Below are 19,274 nucleotides of genomic sequence, written 5' to 3' on the forward strand. Positions count from 1 at the left end.
ACGAACCTCAACTCTTCACCTCCCCCTTTATGGGGGAGGCCGGGAGGGGGCCGTCTCTCTCTCGGCTAGGCGAGGCTAAGCGAACTCCAACCCCAACTCCCCGCTCCGCATCTCGAGCGACACCACCCACAAATCCGGGTCGAAATCCTGCTCCTGCAGGATCCGCTCCCGCACCTTCAGCGGATCGACATGGTCGAAGCGCAGCTGGAACAGCCGCGACTCGGTATCGTCCATGCGGCTCGTCGCGGGCGCGGGCGTGAAGAGCGACACCTCGCCGTTGAGGTGATCGACCTCGACGAAAATCTGTCCTGCCACGGGATCGCCGCGGCGGCTGATGACGCAGATATGGCCAATGTCGTTGTGGCGCCTGACGAAGCCAGACACCCAAAGGTCGGTACGGAACATACCGAACCTGTGCCGCAAAACCGCGACCGTGGCTAGCCGCCCCCGTCCCTTCTCCTCTCGGGGAGCGGGAGCCTGATGCTAGATCACTGCCCCGTTGGTGACCAGCAGGTCGAGCAGCTCGGGCGTGATCCGGCCGGTCACCTTGTAGTTGAAGTAGACTTCGAAGTTGCGGATCGCCTTGGCGGTGGCTTCGCCGGCCACGCCGTCGGCAGGACCATGCAGGAAGCCCAGGCTGCCAAGGCCTCGCTGGACTTTGGCAACCACCACGGGATCGGTCACCGAGATCGGCTTCACCTGGTCCGGCGTCGCAGCGGTATCGAGCACGGCGATCGTGTCGCCGGGCTTGGGCGCTTCTTCCTCGATCTTCAGCGGCACGCCGACGCGCGGGTTGTCCGGCAGCGCCGCCAGTTGCTCGACCTTGGCGGTCTGCGATTTCGGCACCAGGGCAACAGCGGGAGCGGCCTCGGCGGTGCTCAGCACCTTGCCTTGCGCTGCAAACTGCTGCGATACGGGCCTCGGCGGCGGCGAGCTCATCGCCACGGCCTGCACGCCGTCGATGATTGTCTCGATGGCGTCGCCAGCCGTATCGGCGGCCATATCGAGCGCCTGCTCAGGGGTCTGCGGCACGGGCCGGCCGAGAAGCTTGGCCGTCGTCGTCTTGGCGGCTGCCTTGAGGTTCGACGAGTTGACCGGCAGCAGCGGCTTCACATTGGCCGCCAGCGACTGCGGCTTGACCTGCACTGCGGCGGGAAGCTCGTTCTCGACCGGCGCCGCCTGCGCCTTGGGGACGACAATCGTCGTCGGCTCCGGCGCGCGCACTTTCGGGACGGCGATCGGGGCCGCCGCTTCAGGCGCAAGTGTGGTGAGCGGCGCGGCCAGAATCAGTTCGATCGTTTCACGGCGCAACTCGCCCGTGACCTTCAGGCCACTGCGCTGCTCGAACTTGCGGATCGCCTGCGCCGTCTGCGGCCCATAGTAGCCGTCGACGGTGCCGGTGAAGAACTGCATCTGCTCCAGCTTGCGCTGGATTTCGAACACGTCCTTGTTGCCGATCGGCCCTTCGCGTTCCGCCGATGCTGCCGGCTGCAGGGTGTTGGCGAGCTTGATCGCAGCGGGCGCGCTCACGGCAAAGCTCTTCGGCCGCGTCCGGGGAATCACCGGTTCCGAATCGATCGAGCCGGTCGTTACTTCCTCGACTGGTGCGAACAGCGGCGCCGGATGGTCGTGCCGCTGGCCGTAGAGGGCATTCGAGCCTGCCATCGCCGATGTCACGACGAGCGCGGCAATGGCTGAATTGGTGAGTGGGGCGCGCATATAGCGCTGAATGACCCAGAGCGCCGCCTGGCCCGCCTGGGCCAACGCGACGCCGCCGACCTGCAAAGGCAGGTGCGCAAAGGTTGCTGCGCTCATAAAGCTCTTTTTCTTTCGTCGTGCCATTGGGGCATTTGCTGCTTGGCCGGGTCCCGGTGAAGGGGCGTTACCGCGCGAGTTTCCTCCACCTTGGTTTCCGGACCGTTTATCGGCAGCAAGACAGTCATCACTGTCCCCTCCCCTGGCGACGACGACGCATGCAGCGTTCCGTCATGCAGTTCAACGAGGCCCTTCACGATCGAAAGCCCTAGTCCCGTGCCCTCGTAGCGGCGCGCCAGCCCATCCTGGGCCTGGAAGAACGGCTCGCCGATGCGCAGCATCGATTCCTCGCCCATGCCGATGCCGTGGTCGGCCACCGAGATTGCGAGATGGCGGCCCTGCCGCTTCATGGCGAGCGTCACGACCGAATGCTCGTTCGAGAACTTCACCGCGTTCGACAGCAGGTTGATCAGGATCTGCCGGCAGGCGCGCTCGTCGGCGATCAGCAGCGGGAGGCTGCGGGGGATGTCGGTCATCAGCCGCACCGATTTCTCGCGCGCGAGGCTGTCGACCATCTTGAGGCACGGCTCGACCAGCGATTCGGGGGCGATCGGCTCGGTGGTCAGCTCGAACTTGCCGGCCTCGAGCCGGCTCATGTCGAGCAGCATCTTCACGACGTCGATCAGGTGGTGCCCGCTCTGCTGGATCAGCGTCGCATATTCCTTGTGCTGCGGGCTCATCTCGCCCACGACGCCCGACGTCATCATCTCCGAGAAGCCGACGATGGCGTTGAGCGGCGTGCGCAGTTCATGCCCGATCGTCGCGAGGAAGCGCGACTTGGCGCTCGAAGCCTCTTCGGCGGCCTTACGGGCCCGCTGTAACTCGTTCATGTAGTCGTGCCGCTCGGTGACATCGCGCAGCAGCACGACGACTTCGTTGCGGGTACCGGGAGCGTCCTCGTCGGTCACGGGCGTCAGCGAGGCCTCGACCCACACGAATTTCGGCGCGGCGGCCGACGGGCCTGGCTCGTCGCGGCGCATGCGGATTTCGACGCGGCGGGTCTCGCCGTCCTGGTTGGCCTCGGCGAAAGCGGTAAGATAGGTGGGCCGGTCCATCACGTGGATGCGCTCAACGAGGCCATTGCCGCTCAACTCGAAGCGCCGGCAGCCGAACAGCTTCTCGGCCGAGCGCGAGGTGAACAGCACCGTTCCATCGGCGGCGAAGCGCATCACTGCGTCCTGCACATGCTCGATCAGGTGGCGGAAAGCGTTGATCTGGGCCTTCTCGTAGACCTCGAACACGCTGTTGAGCCGGTTCGCCGACATAGCGACGATCACGGCGGTGACGAGGAAGGCAAGGCCGGCGACCAGCGCATAGGCGAAGCCGAACGGCTCCGGCCAGGTCAGCATGCCCAGATGGGCAAGCACGCCGCAGGCGACCACCGCGACGAGGATCGCCCAGGCTCGCTTCTTCACCGGCGTGCGGGTCAGCAGCGAGGCATGCACCGGACCGAGCACGGCAACCGCGAGACCGAAATCGGCAACGGTCGGATCGGCCACGGTGAGTAGCAGGCCGGCCAGCATCGTCGCATAGACCTGCGCCGCCGCGGCACGCTCGTAGTGGCCCCGCTGGCAGAGCGCCAGCGCCAGCATGCCGGACGCGATGCCGATGACGCAGAGTACGAAGGGCAGGATCAGGATGTGCGTCAGGCCATACAGCGCCGCAGGCATGCCGACGGCACCGGCGAGCAGTATCCAGCGCGCACTGGTCGCTATCGCCTGACGCCGCAAAGCGTCCGGCCGGCCGCCATCGGCACGGACGGGCTCCGTGCGCAAGACGCCATTCAACCATGACCAAAGGCTACGCATGACTCGAAACAAACGCCCCGACGTCCTTCTTATTGTTGGCTGGAGCTTCCACTCCAACGCCTAATGCCGCTTTAAGGGGAAGGGGTCCGAGGGGCGTTCCGCACCTGATCCACAGCGTTGCGCCGGGGGTTTCTGGGGTTAGCGTAAACGTTTGGTTGCACCCACGCAGATGAAGGGCCGCGCAACTTGTGCAACCTGCCCAAAGCGTGGGCTCAGGTGCATTTGCATCGAATTTTATCGAAATCCCGAAACCGCACTTAAGCCGGCAGGCCTAGCCTCGTCTGACAACGGCAGCGGGTCTGCCGATCGGGAAGAGGCGTCGTTTGATGTTCCTGCTGAGGTCAGCATTCTGGTTGACGGTGATGTTCCTCATCATCGCACCCAAGGATTACGACCTGGGCAAGAGTGTCGCAGACGCCTCGCAGGACGCACTCGACGCCGGCCAGAAGGCCATCGTGGCACAGATCCTCGCCAGCGATTGCAGCAGTTTCGAATGCGCCGGCGGCAAGGCGGCTCTCACCGAGCTTGCCGGCAACAAGTTCCCGTCCATCGACATGCCCATGCAGGATACGTCGAATACCCCGGTTCCGCTCCCCCGACCGAGACCGGACAGGATGGGTTAGTCCAGGGGTCGCGTCACTTCCCCGACGCTACTCCAGCACGATCCCTGGCCAGAGCCGCAGTGCGCTGCCCCGCACTGCGGCTCACTTATTTTGCTCCCCTTGAGGGACACCCCCTTTATCGGCCGTCCCTTCGACCTTGTGGGCGCTTGCCAGCCGGCTGCCGTGATGGTTTCTCTCGCACCGCAAATCGAGGAAAACCGATGATCTACGAGCTTCGCGTCTATCGCTGCCTGCCCGGCCGTCTCCCGGCGCTGATCAAGCGCTTCGAGGAGGCAACGCTGCGCCTGTGGGACAAGCACGGGATCGAGCAGGCCGGTTTCTGGACCACGGTCATCGGCGAATCGAACAACGACCTCACTTACATGATCCGCTGGGCATCGATGGCCGATCGCGAGGCGCGCTGGGGCGCCTTCGTCTCGGATCCGGAATGGACCGCAGCCCGCAACGCCTCCGAAGCCGATGGCCCGATCCTCGCCAACGTCTCGAGCCAGTTCCTCGCACCCACGAAGTTCTCCCGGCCCATCTAGGCTGGGGCCGGCAAAGCGCTTATCTATCCCCCATGACCAGCCATCCACCCGCCTTCGCCGAAATCGCCGAAAACCTCTCCTATCTGGACGACTGGGAGGACCGGTACCGCTACATCATCGAGCTCGGCCAGGCCCTGCCGCCGCTCGCTGAGAGCGAGAAGAACGCCGAGAACAAGGTGCATGGCTGCGTGTCGCAGGTCTGGCTCGTCTCCAACCACGACGGCACGCACCTGAGCTATCGCGGCGAATCCGACGCCATGATTGTCCGCGGCCTCGTTGCTATTCTGATTGCCCTCTATTCCGGCCGCCCGGCCAAGCAGATCGCTGAAACCGACGCGATCGCCATCTTCGACGAACTCGGCCTGCGCGAGCACCTCACCACCCAGCGCTCCAACGGCCTCGTCGCCATGGTCAACCGGATGCGGAGCGAAGCGAGGCAGCTGGCCGCCGCCTGAGTTCGCTCCCCACGGACGAATACTTGCCCGTCGCCGGGATTTGTCGAACACTGCCCCCGGGCAGGGGATTTCGATGAAGAAGCTCTACGTTGAGCGGGCGAATGCCGGCAACTTGATGTTCCGCATGATGTTCGCCGAGCACCTGCGGCGCCACATCCCTGACTCGATGATCACCGGCGCAAGCATTCCCGAATGGGGGATCCTGCTCAGCGACGAGCGGCCGGAGAACCCCGTCAAGCTCGAGCCGATCGTCGGCAGGGTCGAGATCGCCGACGTCGTCGATGCGGTCGGCAGGCCCGGCTGCGACGGCGTCGTTATCGGGTATTACGGGATGCGCCTCGAGTATTTCGCCGCCTATCGCGACATGTTCCAGGCGCTGTTCCAGACTACTACGGGCGGACAGTTCACCGAGCCTGACGAACTGGTCATGCACGTCCGGGCCGGCGAAACCCTTGGCGGCATCCACGGCGACTACAACCCGGTGCCAATCTCCTACTACCGTGCCCTGGTCGAACGCACCGGGCTGCGGCCGGTCTTCACCGGACAAACGCGTCACAGCTTTTACGCCGACGCCCTGCGGCAGTCGTTCCCCGACGCCCGCTTCCTCTCCGGCAACCACTGGATCGACGACTTCCAGACCACCCGGAACGCGCAGAATATCGTCGTCTCCGTCAGCAGTTTCGTCTGGCTGGCGGCATGGCTGTCGCAGACGGCCAAGCGCATCTACATGCCGCAACTGGGCCTCCTGAACCCGCTGCAACGTCCCGACATCGACCTCTCGCCCACCGACGACCCGCGCTACGTGTTCGAGCCATTCCCGGTCGAGAAGTTCGGCGCCACGCCGGATCAACTGCTCCGCGCCATCGCCGACCCCATGCGCCAGGCCAGCGCCTGGGCCGGCGGGATGAGCGCGAGCGTCAAGTGGACGCCCTGATCCGGGGCCGAGGAACCGCGTCCGGCCACCAAAGTTTCTTTCATGGGTCTGTCGAACTCCGATTTCGCGGTTCGACTATGTTGCAAAGGGTAGGGCAACGGCTCTCCCGGATCGTTCGAGGAGAGAGCCATGTCGCAATTCCTGGTCGCCATTCACCACCCCGATGACTTCGATCCATCCACCGAGGACGATGCAACGCGCAGCGACATCGAGGCGCTCAATCTCGAGATGCGGGCCGCTGGTGTACGGGTCTTCGCCGGCGGCCTGCAGTCACCCAGCAGCGCGAAATCGGTGCGGGTGAGGCCGGACGGCAAGCTGTTTGTCACTGACGGGCCGTATATCGAGACCAAGGAACACATTGGTGGCTTCTGGGTTCTCGAGGCCGCCAACTTCGAGGAGGCACTGGACTGGGGCCGGAAGGCCGCCGTCGCCTGCCGGGCGCCGGTCGAGGTCCGTCCGTTCCACTGAACACCCTGGTCCTGCCGGCGCCATGAAGCTGTGAGCCGGCGCATAACCGCGGGGTGTCGTCCGCACCCGCACGGCGTAGACTATGGCGGAGGCTCTTGCCTAGTTCATTTCCGAACGTGGATAGTGGCACCAATCAGCAACACGATTTCGGAGGTGCCGTGCCAAAAGTCCTTCTAGCCGCGCTGTTCTCGCTGCTCTCGTTCTGCGCGCTGGCGCAGGAGGATACTCTGTCGGACGCCATAAAGCGGGCCGACGAACTGCTCGCCAAGGTTGATGCGGTGAATGTTGTCGCTTGGGGTGATAGCATGACGATGGGGTATGGCGCCCGTACGCCCTACCCGAAAGTTGCCGCCTCCAGTCTGCACGTACTCGTCGCCAACATGGGCTTCGGCGGACAGACAAGCACCGCCATCGCCAGCCGGGCGGGGGCTCTCCCCATTATGCTCGCTCCAAAGGACGGGGCGATTCTCGAGGTCGGCTCTGTCGAGATTGTCGGCAGGTCCATTGCGGGAATTGACGGGATGGGGCCCCTGACCAAGTTCGGGAGGCAAGAGCTGGAGGGCGAGCTTGGAGGGGTTCCGGGTGCTCTGGTGCGCGCGTCGGACGACACCTACTCATTTCGTCGCAGCGGCCGCGGAGATCGGGTGACGTGCTCCCCATCGTGCCAGTTCGTTCCGACTGAGACCTATCGGACGCGTACCCAATGGATCTGGGCGGGTCGAAACGGCACAGCGCCGGGACGTACGATTTTTGAGGACATCGCCGCCATAGCCGCGTTGGCGCCCGATGGACGCTTTCTGGTCGCGGGGTTTACGACGAGCGCCGAGCAAAGTCCGAAGTCGATCGCGGCGCTGCTCGAAACGAACGAGAAGCTCCGCACCATCTACGGCTCGAAGTATGTCGACGTTCTGGCCGTATTAATGGCGGCTGGAGACGGCTCCCCGGAAGATGCCAAGGACATCGCGAAGGGCATCGTGCCCCGGTCCCTGCGCGTCGATCTCGTTCACCTTACGAACGTCGGCTATTCGCTTGTCGCCGATGCCTTTGTGGCCGCCCACGTCGCCAACGGGTATTGCGCCGACACTTGCTGACCGATGTGGATGCTGCAGGCAGGTAACTGCTGCCCCAAGGTTTGACGACCAACAACGCAGTCGTCGCGCTGTATCTTTCCTGCGCCAGTTTGACATTATGGCCGCCGGTCGTCCCTCGCCTTGATCAGAGGCGAAACGAGGTCGACGCCCCCCACAGCGAGGAGCAACGCCAATGGGGCGAGACGGCACCGATAATGGCGCATCCTTTCGTACACTGCCCAAGGCGGAGGTGCATGTTCACCTCGAGGGCTGCTTCAGGCCGGATACCCTCGAGAATTGGGCAAAGCAGGCTGGCGTTCCGATGCCGCGGCCGCGAGAGCAGCTTTTCGCCTTCAACAGCCTCGCCGACATGCTCGAGTTTCTCGATTGGGCCTGCGGCCTCGCCAGCACTCGCGAGCGCCTCGCCGAAATGGCTTACGGCTTCTGCCAGCACCTGGCGGCGGACGGCACCGGCTACGCCGACCTGATCATCAATCCCACCCACTGGGCCGCATGGCGGGGCCGCACCAGGGAGTTGATCGACGCTCTCGATGCAGGGTTCACCGCCGCCGCGCAGGACGGACTTCCGCCCGTCGGCTTGTGCATCAGCCTGCTCCGTACGCAGACCGCCGCGGAATCGGTGGAGCTCGTCGAAGACCTCATCACCTGGCGCCATCCGCGGGTGGTTGCCCTGTCGGTCGACGGCAACGAGGCGACTGCAGGGCGCACCGGCCCACGCTTTGCCGAGGCCTACCGGCGGGCCGCCGATGCCGGCTTGCGGCGTACCGTCCATGCGGGCGAGTCGAGCGGACCGGAAGGCGTTCGCGATGCCGTTGAGCTCCTCGGCGCAGAGCGCATCGACCACGGCGTTCGCGCCATCGAGGACGAGGGCGTGGTGGCGCTGCTCGCGGAACGCGGCATCCCGCTGGGCGTCTGCCCCACCTCGAACCTCACGCTCAACCTCTACCCCTCCATCGAAGCCCATCCGATCGAGCAGCTCCGCAAGGCGGGCGTCAAAGTATCGGTCAACACCGACGATCCGAGCCTGTTGCTGACAAATCTGCCAAGCGAATACGAACTGGCGGCCACCGCCTTCGGGTGGAGCGACGAGACGCTGCGCGACATTGCACGAACCTCCATCGACGCGAGCTTCGCCAATGCCGACGTGAAGGCGCACCTGAAGTCCGCGTTAGCCCGCTGGCAGTCGTAACGGCCAGCTTCCCTGCGGCTAGTCCAGCTCAAGAACGCCGTTCGGAAACTGCTCCGCCAGAAAGGCGGCGAAGGCAGTCACCTTGGGGCTCGATAGTCGCTGCGATGCGTGCAGGATCCAGACCTCGACAGGCCGGTTGAGCACGCGGCCCCAACGGGTCAGGGTTCCGGCCGCGATATCCTTGCCGACCAGCGACAAAGGCAGGATGGCTGCCCCGGCCCCTGCCCTGACGGCCTCGCGGACCATGAGGATCGAGGAGAGGCGAAGTACCGGCAGCGGTAGGTAGGTCATTTCACCACGGTCAGTCTCGACCTGCCACGGCCGCACCTCGCCGACGCGGCTCATCAAGACGGCCGGGACCTCGCCGCCATCTTCGGGCCGCTCGGTATCCGGCGGTGCAACAAGAACCAGTTCGTCGGTAAAGAGCCGACGGCCGACCATGGCCTCCGTCGGCTTGGGGTTGGTTCGGACGACCAGGTCGTAGCCCTCCTCGATCGGGTCCACGAAGCGGTCCTCGGCATTGATCTCGATCTGCAGCCGGGGGTGGATCTTCGAGAACGCCGCCGCGAGCCGGCTGAGCGCGACGTGCGAAAACAGCACCGGGGCGGAAATCCGCAGAAGCCCGGAGAGCTGCCCGCCACCATTCCTGATGTCGTCGCCGGCCTGGACAACTTCGCCGAGTAGCCCCCGCGTCCTGGCGAATAGCGCTGCGCCTGCCTCGGTCAGCCGAAGATGCTGCGCTCCCCGGTCGACCAGCCGAACCTGCAAGGCCTGCTCGAGTTCAGCCACCTTGCGCGACAGCGTGGCCTTCGAGCGCCCGGTGCTTCTCGCTGCCTTGCCAAGTCCCCCATGCGAGGCAACGAGCACGAAGTCAGCCAGAGCCCCCAAATCCATCTGTTCCAAATTTGATACCCCTAGTTTCGATTTTGGCCTCTGAATATCAGGAGTGAAACACACCAGCTTGTTCGTGTCGAAGGAGAAACGACATGACAAACCGTACCATTAGCCTCACCAGGTTTGGCGGCGCCGATGCCCTCGAGATTTCATCCACCCCCATCCCCGAAGCGAAGCCCGGGCTCGTCGTCGTTCGCGTGACGTCCGCCGGCATTAACGGCCTCGACTGGAAAATCCGCGAAGGCTACCTCAAGGACGCGATGCCAACCGTGTTCCCGACCGTGCTTGGGCTTGAACTGGCGGGCGAAGTCTACGCAGCGGCGCCGGGCAGCCGTTTCGCTGTTGGCGACCGGGTCTTCGGTCTCACTGCACCCGGCTCGGGCGCCTATGCCGATTACGTGGCGGTGCCCGAAGCGCTTCTGGCGCCAACCCCTGCCGTGCTCACGGACCAGTTCGCTGCCGCCCTACCGGTCGCTGGGCTGACGGCCTGGCAGATGCTGCATGCGGCGGGCGCGCCAAAGCCGGGGCTGACCGTGCTCGTTCACGGCGCATCGGGCGGCGTCGGCACCCTGCTGGTGCAGTTGGCCAAGCAACTTGGACTGACGGTCATTGCCACTGCCTCGCCCAGCAGCCGAGGCCATTTGCTCGGGCTGGGTGTCGACATCGTCATCGACCGGGTCGGCGAGAAGTTCGAGCACATTACTAAGGACGCCGATCTGGTGATCGACCTCGCGGGCGCTGATGCTCCGGATCGGTCGTGGCGGGTGCTCCGCGAAGGCGGCGCGCTGGTCAGCTCAGCACGGTTCGACGTGGCCGCACCCCGGAGCGATGGCAGGCGCGGCATCGCGTTCATGATGCAGCCCGACACCGCCCGGCTCAGTCGCCTCGCCGATGCAGCGGCTTCCGGCGAGCTGTCGGTCACGATTTCCGAGACGGTTCCCCTCTCTGCCGTGCCGGCCGCAGTCGAACGCAACCGTATCGGGCACGGGCCCGGCAAGGCCGTCGCCGACCTCACCCTCGCCTGACGAAAAGGAACTTTGAGAATGACCGACAACACCGCGGTTTTGCGGCCGGACGACCTGAGCCGGAAAGCCACCATCGTTCACGCCGACGACCCCGGCCTCATGCATCTTGGCGTCGGTGCCGGTACCTACACCATCCTGATCTCGGGTGAGCAGTCGGGCGGACGCTACACGTTGATCGACATGTATGTGCCCTCCGGCGGTCCGCCGCCGCATCGGCACGACTTCGAGGAGATGTTCTACATCCTCGAAGGCGAGCTGGACGTTACGTTTCGGGGCGAGGCGCATCGCATCGGACCCGGACAGTCGATCAACATCCCCGCCAATGCCCCGCACGTCTTCCGCGTCGCCTCAGCCACCCCGGCCCGCTTCCTGTGCTTCTGCACGCCGGCCGGCCAGGAGGAGTTCTTCAAGCTGGCCGGAGAGCCGCTTGCCGGTCGCACAACGCCACCGACCCCACCGAGCCCGGAGAGAATGGCCGAGCTGCGCAACATAATACTCACCAACGCCGCCCGCTTTCACAGCGAGTTCCTGCCACCTTAATCCTGAGGTTGTCTGTCACCCGGCAAAGCGGTCCTTGCGAACTTGCGCAATGGCCGCTTCTCGCGCGTGGCAGGCACTCCCCCACAGACGAGAAGCGCACCCGGCAAACGACCGACCACCGCTCCCTCACCCGAACATCGCCACCCGCGCTCCATCCATCCACGCCCGCCGCCGCGTGATTTCCGCTCCGGTCGCCGCCTCGCTCAGCCCGTAGATCTCGGCCAGCCGGTCGAGACCGATGCGCAGCACCAGTTTTGCGCTGCGCCGCGGCCAGCCGCGCTCGGTCTCGACCTGCTGCAAGCCCTTGCCGAAGCCGCAGATGTCCAGCACGACCTCGGCGCAATCGCGCGGCAACTGGCGGTAGAGGTCGGCCAGCGTCCTGCGAGCTTCTGCCGCCATATCGCCGATCTCCGCTGCGTGGCTCGCGCCTGTGCCGCCGGCCGTGTGCGCTCCCGAGTAACTCATGGTCAGCCGCGGTTGCAGTTGTGCTCGTTCGACGAGGCGGCGGAGGCGCTCGCCGGCCTCGACCTGGTGCGGGCGCAGGAAGGCTTCCCCTTCCGGCCCTGCTGCGGCAAGCCGCGCGAGCGGACTTTCGGCGAGGTTGAGCGTGGCGCCGTCCGGTGCCGGAGCCTCCACCCGGTGCTGCGCCGCAAAGGCATCGGCATCGAGCAACTGCCGCTTCAGCCATTGCGCCGTTGCTGTATTGGCGCGGCATGCCCGGTCATCGCCGTCGATCGCTCCATGACCCACGAGGTCCCGTACCTCCGGCGCCGGCAGAGTCACCCGCGCACCATTGGCAACCGTCGCGAACACCTCGCCCTCGCTCTCGGCGCCTTCGCCCCCGATCAGGGCGCGGACGAAGCGCAGGGCCGCCTTGCTAGCGCGCGGCATGAGAGGCCTCCCGCTCCGCCATGGCCTCGCCGGAGAGCTCCGCTTCGAGCTGCGCCACGCTGGCGTCGAAGACGACCTCCTCGCGCATCTCCTCGATCAGCCCGCAGGCATGCGACACCGTCGTACGGTCGCGGCCGAAGAAGCGGCCAACCTCGGAGTAGATCCGGCTGTAATGGGTGTGCATCAGGTACATGGCCAGTTGCCGGGCCAGCGCGATATCGGCCTTACCGCGGTCCGGCCCCATCAGGGCGGTGGCGTTCAGCCCTCGCGCCGCCGCAACCAGTTCCACCAGCCGCCAGCCACGGGCATCGGCGCGCTGCGGATTGAACCGCAGAACCTTGCCATTCGGCCGCCGCCTCGGTGCGGGGGCTTCGCCCGCCTGTGCCAGTACGCTTCGCATCGCCGCCTCCTCAACATAGGACGATATTCCTATATCGGGCAATCGGGGGTGCGGGGATAAGTCTGGCTAAAAGCAAAGTGGCCGCCCCTGTTAGGACGGCCACTTAAGGAAAATCGATGCCGGATCGGTCAGGCAGCCTTGCGGCCGAGACCATTGTCCTTGGCGAGGCGCGACCGGGTCGCCGAGTAGTTCGGGGCGACCATCGGGTAGTCGGCCGGCAGGCCCCACTTCTCGCGGTATTCTTCCGGCGAGAGGTTGTAGTGCGTGCGCAGGTGCCGCTTCAGCGACTTGAACTTCTTGCCGTCCTCGAGGCAGATGATGAAGTCCGGCGCGACCGACTTGCGGACGGGCACGGCAGGCTTCAGCTCTTCGGCCGGCTCGACGACGACGTTGGACTGCAGATTCTTCAGCGCCGTGTGCACGTCGCCAATCAGCTTGGGCAGGTCGGTGACGCTCAGGGCATTGTGGCTAACATAGGCGGAGACGATGTCCGCGCTGAGATCGATGAGATCGTTGTCAGCCACGGCATTGCCGCTGGTGATATCGTTCATTTCGGGTCCTTTTCTGCGGTAACTCGGGCAAAGGAGGTGGCATCCTCGCCGGAGACTGGTTCTGTAGAACCGCTGCACTGCAAAAGCAATAGCAACGCCCACATCTGTGTATAACTATTCGTTTGCGGCAATAATGTGCAATTAGCCAAAGGCATCACTGCAAATCGTCAACAGTCGTTGCGGCCGTAGGCGCTTCGCCGCTTCGATATGCCGCACGGGCCAGCAGATGAGCCGAAACAGGCGTGGACAACAGCAGGAAGATGATCCCGAGCAGCGACCGCAGGATGACCGCGCCATCGAGCGAAGCGACCGCCACAGCGAGGAATATCAGCCCGGCGCCGATCGCCCCGGCCTTGGATGCGGCGTGGAGGCGCGTGTAGAGATCAGGCAATCGCAGCACGCCGATCGCCGCGATCAGGCTGAATCCGGCGCCGGCGACAACCAGCAACGCCGCGAGGTAGCTCGCGAGTTCCTCTATCATGGTGCCCCGCCCTCCCCCTGTTGCTTGCGGCTGGCCCGCAGGAACAGATAACGCGCCAACGCCACGGTGGAGAGAAAGCTCACGAGCGCCAGCGCGATGGCGATGTCGATATAGAGCGAAAAGCCAGTCAGCACCGCGATGGTGCCGATGAAGCCGGCGCCCAGCACAGTGATCAGATCCAGCGCCAGAATGCGGTCGCCGAGGTTCGGTCCGCGGATCAGACGAATCACGGTGAGGAAGAGCGCCACCACCAGCAGCCCGATGGCGACGAGGCTCGCCACTTGCAGTGCCACAGCCCCGCTCATCGCAACGCCTCCGTCACCTGCCGTTCGAAGCCTGAGGCTAGCTCGCGGATGAAGGCGTCCCGGTCGGTCAGGTGGATGACGTGGATGTAGAGGAACCGGCAGTCCTTCGACACGTCGACGCTCAGCGTCCCCGGGGTTAGCGTGATCAGGTTGGCGAGCAGTGTGATCTCGGCATCGGTCTTCGCCGTCAGCGGAAACGCCACGATGGCCGGCCGGATATGCGCGTTCACGTCCGGGCGGATCACCAGCCGCGCCACCCGCAGGGCGCTCAACACCAGTTCGACGAGAAAGGTCCAGGCCAGCCCGACGAAGCGCGCCGCGCGCGGCAACAGCCGCGGCGACGACACGAACTGGCGGACGACGAACAGGCTGAGCCCGCTCACCGCCGCGCCGAGTAGCAGGTTCGGCAGGCTGAAGCTGCCGGTGGCGGCGGCCCAGCCGAGGGCGAGGACGATGGTCAGCAGGATGACGCTCATGGACGCGCTCCCTCGAGGCCGGTGGCAGCGATGTAGTCGGCCGGATGCATCAGCGCCGCAGAAGCGGCCTTGCCGAACGCCAGCAGCGGCTCCGGCCACAAGCCGAGCACCAGCACCGCAGCGGTCAACACCCCGGCAGGCGCGAGACCGAGCCAGACCGCGCGGCGGTCCAGCCGCTTCAGATTGGGATTGGGCGCCTCCGTCACCGCGCCCTCGTGTCCCGCCCGCCAGAAAATATGGGCCCAAAGCCGGCTGCCGGCGATCAGGGTCAGCAGCGCATTGACCAGCACCGCGATCCACAAGGCCAGCGCCCAGCCGTCACGCCCCAATCCCCAGGCCGAGATGCCGCCTTGAACGAGTAGCAGCTTGGGCCAGAAGCCAAGGAAGGGCGGAACGCCCGACACGGCCAGCATCAGCACGAAGAACAGTACCGCAAGCCCCGGCGCTGCCGCATAGAGCCCGCCCATGCGGCGCGTGTCCATTTCCCCGGTGACTGCCTCGATGAGGCCCGCCACCATGTAGAGCGCCGTCATGGTCAGCATCGCGTGCAGCACATAGGTTGCCGCACCCGCCAGCCCCGCCTCGTCCGCCAGAGCAAGACCGGCGACACTCGCCCCGATCCCGCCGATGACGAGAAAGCCCAGTGCGCGCCGCAGGTTGGTCTCGGCAATCGCTCCAAGCGGGCCGAGGATCAGCGTCGCCACCGCGACAACCGCGAGCACCGGTTCGAGCATATCTCGGCTCGCCGGCAGCAGCATCGCCAGCACGCGCAGCAGCGCGTAAACACCGGCCTTGGTGAGCAGCCCCGCCATCAGCGCCGAGATCGCCACCGGCGGCGCGTGGTAGCTCGCCGGCAGCCAGGCATTGACCGGGAAAGCCGCCGCCTTGATGCCGAAAGCGAGCAGCAGCAGCATGGCAATCGACGTCATCACTGCCACGTCGGCCGTCGCCGCGCGGGCCACGATATCGGCCATGTTGAGCGTGCCCAGTGTCCCGTAGAGCAGGCCCAGCGACAGCAGGAAGATCGTCGTCGCTATGAAGTTGAGGAAGCCGTACTTCACCGTGCCGTCGAGCTGGATGTTGCGCCCGCCCAGCACCAGCAGCCCGAAGCTGGCGATCAACATCACCTCGAACCAGACGTAGAGGTTGAACAGATCACCCGTGAGGAAAGCGCCGCTCACACCGGCGAGCAACAGCAGGATCAGTGGGTAGACGCCATCCCGCCGCGCCCGGTCCGGCATGTCGAGCCGGATGTAGATCAGCACCGCCAGCGTCACGCTGGCCGCGACCAGCGCAAAGGCCGCGCTCACGATATCGGCGGTGAAGCTGATGCCGAAGGGCGGCAGCCAGCGCCCCATCGTCATCGACACGGGCCCCGTCTCGCCGACGCGCAGGGCCAGCGCGATGCCCGACACGAGCACTGCACCCACCACGGCCAGCGCCAGCGCATACTGCGCCTCTCGCGCCTCGCGCAGCATCAGCAGCACCGCCGCTCCGGCGAGCGGCAGGATCACCGGCAGGATCACTAGCCAGTCCATGGGGTAAGTCGCGAAGTCCTGCAGCACGCCGGGCATCAGTAGCTCATCGGCGGCTTGGGCCGGCCCGGCGGCTCGGCGAGGCGCATCCGGTCGGTGTCGTCGGCCTCGAGCGACTGGTAGGCGCGATAGGCCAGCACCAAGAGGAACGCGAACATGGCAAAGCCGATGACGATGGCCGTGAGGATCAGTGCCTGCGGCAGCGGGTTGGCGGCATCGACGAGCGGCGCGCCCGTGCCCTCGGCAATCGGCGGCACGATCCGTCCCAGCCGGCCGGCAACGAGGATCACGAGGTTCACGCCGTTCCCCAGCAGCGTCAGCCCCAGCAGCATGCGGATTAGCGCGCGACAGAGCAGCATGTAGATGCCGGCGGCGATCAGCAATCCGGCGAGAACGGCAACGACATGGTCCATCAGTCGCCCTCCTCGTCCGCCTCGAGCGCCAGCGCAATGGCGCTGATCGTCCCGAACACCACCAGGTACACCCCGATATCGAACACCATGGGCGTCGACAGCGTTACCTCGGCGTCGCCCATGGGCAGCGTCGCCCACAGCCCAGTCAAGAACGGCAAATCGAAGGCGATCGACAGCATCCCTGCGAGTGCCGCTAGCGCGAGGCCAAACCCGGCGATCGAGACCGGATGCACCCGCAGCGCCCGGCGCGCCGCCTCCTCGCCCATCGCCATGCCGTAGATCGCCAGCGCCGACGCGGCGATCAGCCCGCCGATGAAGCCGCCGCCCGGCTCGTTGTGTCCGCGCAGTAGCACGAACACCGAAAACACCAGCATCACGGCGGTCAGCAGCGGCGCAACGGTGCGGAAGATCAGCGTATTCATGCCGCCGCCTTTCGCCTGGAGCGCTTGGGCGCAGCGGGCGGTTCGACGGGCTCGGACGCTTTCCGTCGCACACCGCGGATCAGAGCCAGCGCGGCAATGCCAGCCGTCATCACGACGGCAATCTCGCCCAGCGTATCAAGCCCGCGGAAGTCGACGAGGATGACGTTGACGACGTTGTGCCCATGCGCCACCGGCACCGAGTTGGCGTTGAAGAAGTCCGACAGCCGCAGGTCGAGCGGCCAGTCCAGCACCGCCCACAGCAGCCCGGTCACCGCCACTCCGCACAGCAAGGCGACGGACCCATCTCGCACCCAGTCCTCGAGCGGCCGCCTGTCGGTCGTATCGAGATCGAGGCGCGTCATCACCAGCGCCAGGATCACGACGGAGAGGATCTCCACCATGAACTGGGTGAAGCCGAGATCGGGCGCACCGACGAGGATGAACAGCAGCGCCACCGCCAGCCCCTGCACGCCCAGCGCGAGGATAGCGAACAGCCGGTTCCGTGCAAGGACCACCGTCGCCACACCGACCGCCGCCAGCCCCAGCACACCCCATTCGTAGAAAGTGAGATTCATTCTCCGCGGCCAGGCCGGCAGCCCGTCCATCAGCCAAAGCGGCGCGAGTACCGCGGCGGCCAGCAGCACGAATATCACCAGCAGGTACAGCTCCAGCCGCCCATGGTGCAGCAGCCGCGTCACGAGGCCGGCAAGCCGCACGATGCCGAAATAGGCCGCGTCGAATCCCTTGTCGAAGTTCCAGCCCAGCCTGCCCTCGAGCCGCCTCAGCAACGCGCGGCCAACATCGAGCCGCAGGAACACACCCAGGGCCAGTGCCCAAGTCGCGACCGACAGCCAGAACGGCCACCCAAAAAGATCGATGCCGAACTTGAGGTGCGTCGCCACGTCATTGGCGAGGATCGCCGAAGTTGCCGGCGCCACCAGCAGTTCCCCAGCGAGGGTCGGTACGAACCCCAGCACAATCCCCAGCGCGCCGAGGACGATCGGCCCCGCCAGCATCGCCACCGGCGCCTCATGCGCCTCGATCGGGGTCGGCAGGACCTCGCCCATGAACGGCTTGATCAGGATGGCGAGCCCGATGGCGCCGAGCAGCGCGTTGCCGATCACCAGCGCGGCAAGCGCGATGAGTGGCTGCATCTGCCCCAGCGCCAGCGCCGCGTACATCTCCTCCTTGGCGAAAAAGCCGAGCAATGGAGGCAGCCCGACCATCGCCACCGTCGCCATGATGGTGCCGATGAAAGTCACGGTCATCGTGTCGCGCAGCCCGCCGAGCGCGGTGATGTCGCGCGTGCCGGTACCATGATCGATAGCGCCTGCAACGAGGAACAGCGCCGCCTTGTAAAGCGCGTGGGCGAGAAAATAGAGCACCGCCGCCGTCACCGCGACTTCAGTGCCTGCGCCCAGTAGCAGCATCAGCAGCCCGAGTGACGCCAGCGTCGTCTGCGCCAGCATCTGCTTGAGGTCGGTCTGGCGCAGCGCCAGCACTGCGCCCCACAGCAGCGTCACGCCGCCGAACACCATCAGCGTCGTGTTCCAGATCGGCTCACCACCGAGGTGCGGCGTCATGCGGGCTACGAGATAGACGCCGCCCTGCACCATGGTCGCCGAGTGGAGATAGGCCGACACCGGCGTCGGTGCCTCCATGGCGTTGGGCAGCCAGAAATGGAACGGCACCTGCGCCGATTTGGTGAAGGCCGCGAGCAGCACCAGCCCTACCAGCAAGGGATAGCCCGCTCCCCTTAGCCCCCCGGCATCGCTGAGGTTCCAGCTGCCGGTCACCGAGTAGATCACGACACCCGCCGCCAGCAGCGCCAATCCCCCCAACGCAGTCACCACCAGCGCCTGGATCGCCGCGCGCCGAGCCGCCTGCCGGGTGTGATCGAAGCCGATGAGCAGGAAGGAAGCGACCGAGGTTAGTTCCCAGAACAGGTAGAGCGCCACGAGATTGTCGGCCAGCACCAGCCCCTGCATCGCCCCCATGAAGGCCAGCAGGTAACCGAGGAACAACCCTTGCCTGTGGCCTTTGAGATAAGCCCCGGAATAGAGCAGGATGAACGTCCCGATCCCTGCGATGGTCAGAGCAAAGGTGAGGCTCAGCCCATCGACGAGGAAGCTCAGGTCGAGCCCCCACGACGGGGCCCAGGGCCAGGCGACGCGGATGGCCCCGCCGGTCGAGATCTGATCCACCAGCGTCAGCAGCGCGACAAAGCCAGCGGCCGGCACGAACGCGACGATCCAGCCGGTCCAGTCCCGCGCATATCGATAAATGAACGGCGCCAGCACCGCGGCCACGAAGGGCAGCAGCACCACGATCAACACCACGATGTCGGGTGTCGCCGCCAACCCGGGTCCGCCTCCCGCTGGGATTCGCTCTGTTGGGAACCTTAACCGGTGGGCCCCACCCCGCAAGTCAA

At 65.7% G+C, this 19,274-nt stretch carries 23 protein-coding genes; 9 read left to right on the forward strand and 14 right to left on the reverse strand.

Annotated features, from left to right (window positions below):
• Nucleotides 1-75: 75 nt before the first annotated feature.
• The 3 genes from ACOYW5_RS07020 to ACOYW5_RS07030 form a co-directional block, all read right to left on the reverse strand.
• Nucleotides 76-405, reverse strand: a complete 330-nt coding sequence (locus ACOYW5_RS07020; RefSeq protein WP_423068534.1) for a DUF1491 family protein — start codon at nt 403-405, stop codon at nt 76-78.
• A 78-nt stretch (nt 406-483) separates the two neighbouring features.
• Nucleotides 484-1,815 (reverse strand): peptidoglycan-binding protein, encoded by a 1,332-nt coding sequence (locus ACOYW5_RS07025; protein ID WP_423068535.1) that lies wholly within the window; start codon nt 1,813-1,815, stop codon nt 484-486.
• Nucleotides 1,812-3,590, reverse strand: coding sequence for a PAS domain-containing sensor histidine kinase (locus ACOYW5_RS07030; protein WP_423068536.1), 1,779 nt, complete (start codon nt 3,588-3,590; stop codon nt 1,812-1,814). Before ACOYW5_RS07030 ends, ACOYW5_RS07025 begins: the two co-directional genes overlap by 4 nt.
• 359 nt (nt 3,591-3,949) lie before the next feature.
• Here ACOYW5_RS07030 and ACOYW5_RS07035 point away from each other — a divergent pair, with 359 nt between their 5' ends.
• From ACOYW5_RS07035 to add, 7 genes are all read left to right on the forward strand, one after another.
• Complete coding sequence (locus tag ACOYW5_RS07035) at nt 3,950-4,246, forward strand: hypothetical protein (protein ID WP_423068537.1); 297 nt, start codon at nt 3,950-3,952, stop codon at nt 4,244-4,246.
• A 200-nt stretch (nt 4,247-4,446) separates the two neighbouring features.
• Nucleotides 4,447-4,773: an NIPSNAP family protein gene (locus tag ACOYW5_RS07040; protein ID WP_423068538.1), complete on the forward strand. Its 327-nt coding sequence runs from the start codon at nt 4,447-4,449 to the stop codon at nt 4,771-4,773.
• Nucleotides 4,774-4,805: 32 nt separating this feature from the next.
• Nucleotides 4,806-5,228 carry a SufE family protein gene (locus ACOYW5_RS07045; protein ID WP_423068539.1) on the forward strand — a complete coding sequence of 141 codons (423 nt, stop codon included), beginning with the start codon at nt 4,806-4,808 and terminating at the stop codon, nt 5,226-5,228.
• A 73-nt stretch (nt 5,229-5,301) separates the two neighbouring features.
• The gene (locus ACOYW5_RS07050) at nt 5,302-6,162 is read left to right on the forward strand and encodes a hypothetical protein (protein ID WP_423068540.1); all 861 of its coding nucleotides are present in this window, start codon (nt 5,302-5,304) and stop codon (nt 6,160-6,162) included.
• Between the two features lie 129 nt (nt 6,163-6,291).
• A complete protein-coding gene (locus ACOYW5_RS07055) occupies nt 6,292-6,630 on the forward strand; it encodes a YciI family protein (RefSeq protein WP_423068541.1) in 339 nt (112 codons plus the stop codon).
• Between the two features lie 158 nt (nt 6,631-6,788).
• The gene (locus ACOYW5_RS07060) at nt 6,789-7,721 is read left to right on the forward strand and encodes a hypothetical protein (protein WP_423068542.1); all 933 of its coding nucleotides are present in this window, start codon (nt 6,789-6,791) and stop codon (nt 7,719-7,721) included.
• A gap of 172 nt (nt 7,722-7,893) precedes the next feature.
• Nucleotides 7,894-8,910: an adenosine deaminase gene (add, locus tag ACOYW5_RS07065; protein ID WP_423068543.1), complete on the forward strand. Its 1,017-nt coding sequence runs from the start codon at nt 7,894-7,896 to the stop codon at nt 8,908-8,910.
• A gap of 18 nt (nt 8,911-8,928) precedes the next feature.
• Here the strand turns inward: add and ACOYW5_RS07070 are convergent, their stop codons facing one another.
• Nucleotides 8,929-9,804, reverse strand: coding sequence for a LysR family transcriptional regulator (locus ACOYW5_RS07070; protein ID WP_423068544.1), 876 nt, complete (start codon nt 9,802-9,804; stop codon nt 8,929-8,931).
• Between the two features lie 92 nt (nt 9,805-9,896).
• Here ACOYW5_RS07070 and ACOYW5_RS07075 point away from each other — a divergent pair, with 92 nt between their 5' ends.
• Both ACOYW5_RS07075 and ACOYW5_RS07080 read left to right on the forward strand, forming a co-directional pair.
• The gene (locus ACOYW5_RS07075; RefSeq protein ID WP_423068545.1) at nt 9,897-10,829 is read left to right on the forward strand and encodes an NADP-dependent oxidoreductase; all 933 of its coding nucleotides are present in this window, start codon (nt 9,897-9,899) and stop codon (nt 10,827-10,829) included.
• Between the two features lie 18 nt (nt 10,830-10,847).
• The gene (locus ACOYW5_RS07080; protein WP_423068546.1) at nt 10,848-11,369 is read left to right on the forward strand and encodes a cupin domain-containing protein; all 522 of its coding nucleotides are present in this window, start codon (nt 10,848-10,850) and stop codon (nt 11,367-11,369) included.
• 126 nt (nt 11,370-11,495) lie between these two features.
• Here ACOYW5_RS07080 and ACOYW5_RS07085 read toward each other — a convergent pair whose 3' ends face one another.
• The 10 genes from ACOYW5_RS07085 to mbhE form a co-directional block, all read right to left on the reverse strand.
• Nucleotides 11,496-12,260 carry a DUF6456 domain-containing protein gene (locus ACOYW5_RS07085; RefSeq protein ID WP_423068547.1) on the reverse strand — a complete coding sequence of 255 codons (765 nt, stop codon included), beginning with the start codon at nt 12,258-12,260 and terminating at the stop codon, nt 11,496-11,498.
• Entirely contained in the window at nt 12,247-12,660 is a 414-nt protein-coding gene (locus tag ACOYW5_RS07090; RefSeq protein WP_423068548.1) for a helix-turn-helix domain-containing protein, read from the reverse strand. Before ACOYW5_RS07090 ends, ACOYW5_RS07085 begins: the two co-directional genes overlap by 14 nt.
• 128 nt (nt 12,661-12,788) lie before the next feature.
• A complete protein-coding gene (locus ACOYW5_RS07095; RefSeq protein WP_423068549.1) occupies nt 12,789-13,211 on the reverse strand; it encodes a MucR family transcriptional regulator in 423 nt (140 codons plus the stop codon).
• Between the two features lie 154 nt (nt 13,212-13,365).
• Entirely contained in the window at nt 13,366-13,692 is a 327-nt protein-coding gene (gene mnhG, locus ACOYW5_RS07100) for a monovalent cation/H(+) antiporter subunit G (protein WP_423068550.1), read from the reverse strand.
• A complete protein-coding gene (locus tag ACOYW5_RS07105; RefSeq protein WP_423068551.1) occupies nt 13,689-13,997 on the reverse strand; it encodes a monovalent cation/H+ antiporter complex subunit F in 309 nt (102 codons plus the stop codon). Before ACOYW5_RS07105 ends, mnhG begins: the two co-directional genes overlap by 4 nt.
• A complete protein-coding gene (locus tag ACOYW5_RS07110) occupies nt 13,994-14,473 on the reverse strand; it encodes a Na+/H+ antiporter subunit E (protein ID WP_423068552.1) in 480 nt (159 codons plus the stop codon). Before ACOYW5_RS07110 ends, ACOYW5_RS07105 begins: the two co-directional genes overlap by 4 nt.
• Nucleotides 14,470-16,047 (reverse strand): proton-conducting transporter membrane subunit, encoded by a 1,578-nt coding sequence (locus tag ACOYW5_RS07115; RefSeq protein ID WP_423068553.1) that lies wholly within the window; start codon nt 16,045-16,047, stop codon nt 14,470-14,472. Before ACOYW5_RS07115 ends, ACOYW5_RS07110 begins: the two co-directional genes overlap by 4 nt.
• The gene (locus ACOYW5_RS07120; RefSeq protein ID WP_423068554.1) at nt 16,047-16,421 is read right to left on the reverse strand and encodes a Na+/H+ antiporter subunit C; all 375 of its coding nucleotides are present in this window, start codon (nt 16,419-16,421) and stop codon (nt 16,047-16,049) included. The genes ACOYW5_RS07115 and ACOYW5_RS07120 overlap by 1 nt, the downstream gene beginning before the upstream one ends.
• Nucleotides 16,421-16,843, reverse strand: a complete 423-nt coding sequence (locus ACOYW5_RS07125; RefSeq protein ID WP_423068555.1) for a Na+/H+ antiporter subunit B — start codon at nt 16,841-16,843, stop codon at nt 16,421-16,423. The genes ACOYW5_RS07120 and ACOYW5_RS07125 overlap by 1 nt, the downstream gene beginning before the upstream one ends.
• Entirely contained in the window at nt 16,840-19,203 is a 2,364-nt protein-coding gene (gene mbhE / locus ACOYW5_RS07130; protein WP_423068556.1) for a hydrogen gas-evolving membrane-bound hydrogenase subunit E, read from the reverse strand. Before mbhE ends, ACOYW5_RS07125 begins: the two co-directional genes overlap by 4 nt.
• Between the last annotated feature and the right edge of the window lie 71 nt (nt 19,204-19,274).

Source organism: Devosia sp. CN2-171 (assembly GCF_049354815.1).
Lineage (GTDB): Bacteria > Pseudomonadota > Alphaproteobacteria > Rhizobiales > Devosiaceae > Devosia_A.